This is a genomic window from Streptomyces sp. NRRL B-24085 (assembly GCF_001282115.1).
GTDB lineage: Bacteria > Actinomycetota > Actinomycetes > Streptomycetales > Streptomycetaceae > Streptomyces.
Genome location: NZ_LJBR01000468.1, coordinates 1 through 4,502 on the forward strand (window position 1 = coordinate 1; position 4,502 = coordinate 4,502).

The following is a 4,502-nucleotide window of genomic DNA, read 5'->3' on the forward strand; positions in this document are numbered from 1 at the left end:
GCTCGGGGTCATCGGGGAGGTGGGTGGGGGGCGGGCCCCCCAGGAGGTTCTCGTGAATCGACATGGGTCCAGTCTCCCTCGCCGACGGCAGGTTTTCGGCTGCGGGTCCGAGGGGGCCGGTCGCGCAGTTCCCCGCGCCCCCAGACAGGTGGGTACAGCTCGACCAGCCTGCACCGCACTCACCCACGGGCGCGGGGAACTACAGCCGCCCCCGGGTCCGCTCCCCCTCCAGCGGTGGGGCCAGAACAGCCCCGTGCGTACGGCACTCCGGCTTCCGGCACCCCGCCGGCAGCGACCGCACCGTGGCGAACGCCACCGCGGAACCCACGACCAGCACCCCCGCACACACCACCATCGCCCGCCCGAAGGCGTCGTCGAAGGCGCCCGGCGACCGGTACGCCTCCTCCCCCATCCCCGCGACCAGCGGCAGCGCGGCCACCGCGATCAGGCCCGCCGCCCGGGCCGCCGCGTTGTTGATGCCGCTCGCCAGTCCCGCCCGGGAGGCGTCCACCGACCCCAGCACGGTCGCCGTCAGCGGTGCGACCAGGGTGACCATGCCGGTACCGAGGACCAGCAGCGCGGGCAGGACGTCCGCCACGTACGACGCCCCCGGCCCGACCCGCAGCATCAGCAGCATCCCCGCCGCGCACAGCAGCGGGCCGGCGGTGAGCGGGATGCGCGGTCCGATGCGGTCGGCGAGGGCGCCCGAGCGGGCCGAGAACAGCAGCATGAGGGCGGTCGTCGGCAGCAGGGCCGTACCGGCCTGGAGGGCCGAGTACCCCACCGCCACCTGGAGCTGGAGCGCGGCCAGGAAGAAGAACCCGCCGAAGGCCGCGTACACGCACAGCGTGACCAGGTTGACCGCGGTGAACTGCCGGGACGCGAAGATCGAGAGCGGCATCATCGGGTCGGGACGGCGTTTCTCCACGAGCACGAAGGCCACCCCGGCGGCCACACCCGCGACCGCCGTGACGGCGACCAGCAGAGAACCCGAGCGGGCCTCGATCAGCGCGTACGTCACCAGCGCGAGCGCCAGCGCGCCGAGGACCGCGCCGAGCACGTCGAAGCGACCGTGATCGCCACGGTCTCCGCCGCTCTCGGCTCCGTCCGGGCGGGAGGTGCCCCCGGCCGACTCCGGGACGTGCCGTACCGCGATCGGCGCGCACACCAGCGCCAGCGGCACGTTGAGCAGGAACACCCAGCGCCAGCCCGGCCCGTCCACCAGCCAGCCGCCCACGAAGGGGCCGACGGCCGCTCCGATGCCGCCGAACCCGGACCACAGGCCGACGGCCCGGCCCCGGTCATCGGGATGGAAGGAGGCCTGGATCAGGGCCAGGGAACCGGGCGTGAGCAGGGCGCCGCCGACTCCCTGGAGGGCCCGGGCGGCGACGAGGACACCGGCGTTCGGGGCCAGGCCGCACAGCAGCGAGGCCGCCGCGAACCACACGACCCCCACCACGAAGACCTTGCGGCGCCCGTAGCGGTCCCCGAGCGAGCCGCCGAGCAGGATCAGTCCGGCCAGCGTCAGCATGTAGGCGTTGACCGTCCACTGGAGGGCGGCGAGATCGGCGTCCAGGTCGCGGCCGATGCGCGGCAGGGCGACGTTGACGACGGTCGAGTCCAGCATCGCCATGCTGGAGCCGAGGACGGTGGTGAGCAGGATCCACTTGCCCTGCGGGGAGGCCAGCCTGACGTCGGACATGGGCCCAGATATACCGTGAGCCCGGCGCGAAGGCACCGGGCTCACGGGAAACGCGGGAGCTACTTGATCCGGGTGCCCGCCGAGCGCAGGTTCTGCGTGGCCTCGACGACCCGGGCGGCCATCGACGCCTCGGCCAGCTTGCCCCAGGTGCGCGGGTCGTAGGTCTTCTTGGAGCCGACCTCGCCGTCGACCTTCAGGACGCCGTCGTAGTTGCGGAACATGTGGTCGGCGACCGGACGCGTGAAGGCGTACTGGGTGTCGGTGTCGATGTTCATCTTGACGACGCCGTTCTCCAGCGCGGTGCGGATCTCCTCCTCCGTGGAGCCGGAGCCGCCGTGGAAGACGAAGTCGAACGGCTGGGACCCGGTCGGCTTGCCGAACTTGGCGGCGACGCCGTCGTTCAGCTCCTTCAGCAGGTCGGGGCGGAGGACGACGTTGCCCGGCTTGTAGACACCGTGGACGTTGCCGAAGGAGGCGGCCAGCAGGTAGCGCCCCTTCTCGCCGAGGCCGAGCGCCTCAGCCGTACGGATGGCGTCGTCGACGGTCGTGTACAGGGAGTCGTTGATCTCGTGCGAGACGCCGTCCTCCTCGCCACCGGTCGGGGTGATCTCGACCTCAAGGATGATCTTGGCGGCGCGGGCGCGCTCCAGGAGCTCCTGGGCGATGGAGAGGTTGTCGGCGAGGGTCTCCGCCGAGCCGTCCCACATGTGCGACTGGAACAGCGGGTTGCCGCCGGCCTTGACGCGCTCCTCGGACACGGCGAGCAGCGGGCGTACGTACCCGTCGAGCTTGTCCTTGGGGCAGTGGTCGGTGTGCAGGGCGACGGTGACCGGGTACTTCTCGGCGACGATGTGCGCGAACTCGGCGAGGGCCACGGAACCCGTGACCATCTCCTTGCTGTACTGGCCGCCCAGGAACTCGGCGCCACCGGTCGAGATCTGGATGATGCCGTCGCTCTCGGCCTCAGCGAAGCCGCGCAGCGCAGCGTGCAGGGTCTGGGTCGAGGTCACGTTGATGGCCGGGTAGGCGAACTTGCCCGCCTTCGCCCGGTCCAGCATCTCGTTGTAGACCTCGGGGGTTGCGATCGGCATGTGTCCGCTCCTTGTGTCTGCGGGTTGGCGTACTGCGTGCTTACGGCCCTGACCTAGACCTTGTGTGGGGGTTCGACGTCATCGTCGGCCTCATCCTTCCAGACTTGGCCGGATGGTCCATCCCGTGGTCACTCCCTGGTCAGGCCAGCCCCAGCTCGTCCTTCGAGTACGCGAAGAGGTACGGCACCCCCGCGCCCTGTTCGATCTTCTCCGCGGCGCCCGTCGCGCGGTCCACGATCGTGGCGACGGCGACGACCTCCGCGCCCGCCTCGCGCACCGCCTCGACCGCGGTGAGCGGGGAGCCTCCGGTGGTGGAGGTGTCCTCGACGACCAGCACCCGGCGCCCGGCGATGTCGGGGCCCTCGACGCGCCGCTGCATGCCGTGCGCCTTGGCCGCCTTGCGCACGACGAAGGCGTCCAGGCGCCGGCCGCGCGCGGCGGCCGCGTGCAGCATGGCGCCGGCGACGGGGTCGGCGCCCATGGTCAGGCCGCCGACCGCGTCGAACTCCAGGTCCGCGGTCAGGTCCAGGAGCACCTGGCCGACCAGCGGGGCCGCCTCCCCGTCGAGGGTCACGCGGCGCAGGTCGACGTAGTAGTCGGCCTCCAGGCCCGATGACAGGGTCACCTTGCCGTGCACCACGGCCTTGTCGAGAATCTGCTGCTTGAGGGCGGCACGTGCGTCAGTCATGCCTGTCAGCTTAGAGGCGCCGCCAGGTCCAGGTCGTCGAGGCCTCCAGCGGCTCCAGGGGCGTGACCAGGCGGGGCAGCGTGTTGAGGCCGTTGGGCGGCCCGGTCTGCGGCTCCACGCAGACGGCGGCCTCCTGCTCGTCGTAGACCACGACCCATTCCTCGCGGCTGGTGACCTTCAACTCCAGCTGCCCGGGCCAGGTCAGCGTGACGTCGACGCCGCCGGGCATGCCGAAGCAGTCGTCCCAGGGGCCGGGCTTCGGGTCGACGCGGTTGCCGGTGGGCAGGTGGTCGTCGCCGCGCTCCTCCTGCCAGGCGGCGGTGAAGTCGAGCCGGACGGGCTCGCCGCCGTCGAGGGTGCGGTTGAACCAGGGGTGCCAGCCGATCTGGGCCGGGAAGGAGGCGTCGTACGTCTCCACGGACATCGTGAGCGTCAGGGCGTCCGGGGTGAGTGCCGCGATCTGGGTGACGCGGCCCGGGTAGGGCCAGGGCTCGACGAGGTCGTACGTGAGGACCGCCTCGTCGGTGGTCGTGCGGGCGACGCTCCAGGCGCCGTCGCGGGCCGTGCCGTGGATGGCGTGCGGCGGGGAGCTGAGCGGCATCTGGTGGACTTCGGCCCCGTCACGGAACCGTCCGTCCCGGATGCGGCCGCACCAGGGGACCATCGGGAAGCAGCCGAACCGGTCGCCCTGGCGCAGCAGTTGGACGCCCCCGACTCGAAGTCCCCCGACCCGTCCGCCGTTTGCCGGCTGCAAGGTCACTTCCGCGTCGCCCGCGGTCAGTGTGATGTCTTCATGGCTCACGGGACGACACTACTGGGCAGCCGCTCAACGGCGTTTCCGCAGTGCCCTTCCCACCACGATCGCCGACGCCAGGGCCACCGCCGCCGCCGGCGCCGCCCAGCGCAGGGGCACACCCGAGGCCACCGTCTGGGGAGCGGGGACGGGGGCGTAACGGCCCCTCGGGGGCGCGTGGTCGACCTCTTCCGCACTGCGGCCGATCATCGTGCGGCGGGCGTGGGC

Annotated in this window: 4 protein-coding genes and 2 pseudogenes; all 6 read right to left on the reverse strand. The window is 72.0% G+C overall.

Features of this window, described 5'->3' with window-relative positions; genetic code table 11:
- Positions 1-64: pseudogene (locus AOJ26_RS43190) on the reverse strand (DUF3151 domain-containing protein); the annotation flags it as partial.
- Between the two features lie 135 nt (positions 65-199).
- On the reverse strand, positions 200-1,702 hold the full coding sequence (locus AOJ26_RS36850) for an MFS transporter (protein WP_053852710.1): 1,503 nt from the start codon (positions 1,700-1,702) through the stop codon (positions 200-202).
- A 59-nt stretch (positions 1,703-1,761) separates the two neighbouring features.
- Complete coding sequence (fbaA, locus tag AOJ26_RS36855) at positions 1,762-2,793, reverse strand: class II fructose-bisphosphate aldolase (RefSeq protein WP_053852711.1); 1,032 nt, start codon at positions 2,791-2,793, stop codon at positions 1,762-1,764.
- Positions 2,794-2,932: 139 nt separating this feature from the next.
- On the reverse strand, positions 2,933-3,481 hold the full coding sequence (pyrE, locus tag AOJ26_RS36860) for an orotate phosphoribosyltransferase (protein ID WP_053852712.1): 549 nt from the start codon (positions 3,479-3,481) through the stop codon (positions 2,933-2,935).
- A 10-nt stretch (positions 3,482-3,491) separates the two neighbouring features.
- Positions 3,492-4,283 (reverse strand): aldose epimerase, encoded by a 792-nt coding sequence (locus AOJ26_RS36865; protein ID WP_053852713.1) that lies wholly within the window; start codon positions 4,281-4,283, stop codon positions 3,492-3,494.
- Positions 4,284-4,307: 24 nt separating this feature from the next.
- Positions 4,308-4,502: pseudogene (locus tag AOJ26_RS44710) on the reverse strand (carbon monoxide dehydrogenase subunit G); the annotation flags it as partial.

Bases quoted from the DNA above. Each gene is read 5' to 3' on its own strand.
- AOJ26_RS36850 (WP_053852710.1), bottom strand. From the start codon at position 1,702: ATGTCCGACGTCAGGCTGGCCTCCCCGCAGGGCAAGTGGATCCTGCTC.
- fbaA (WP_053852711.1), bottom strand. From the start codon at position 2,793: ATGCCGATCGCAACCCCCGAGGTCTACAACGAGATGCTGGACCGGGCG.
- pyrE (WP_053852712.1), bottom strand. From the start codon at position 3,481: ATGACTGACGCACGTGCCGCCCTCAAGCAGCAGATTCTCGACAAGGCC.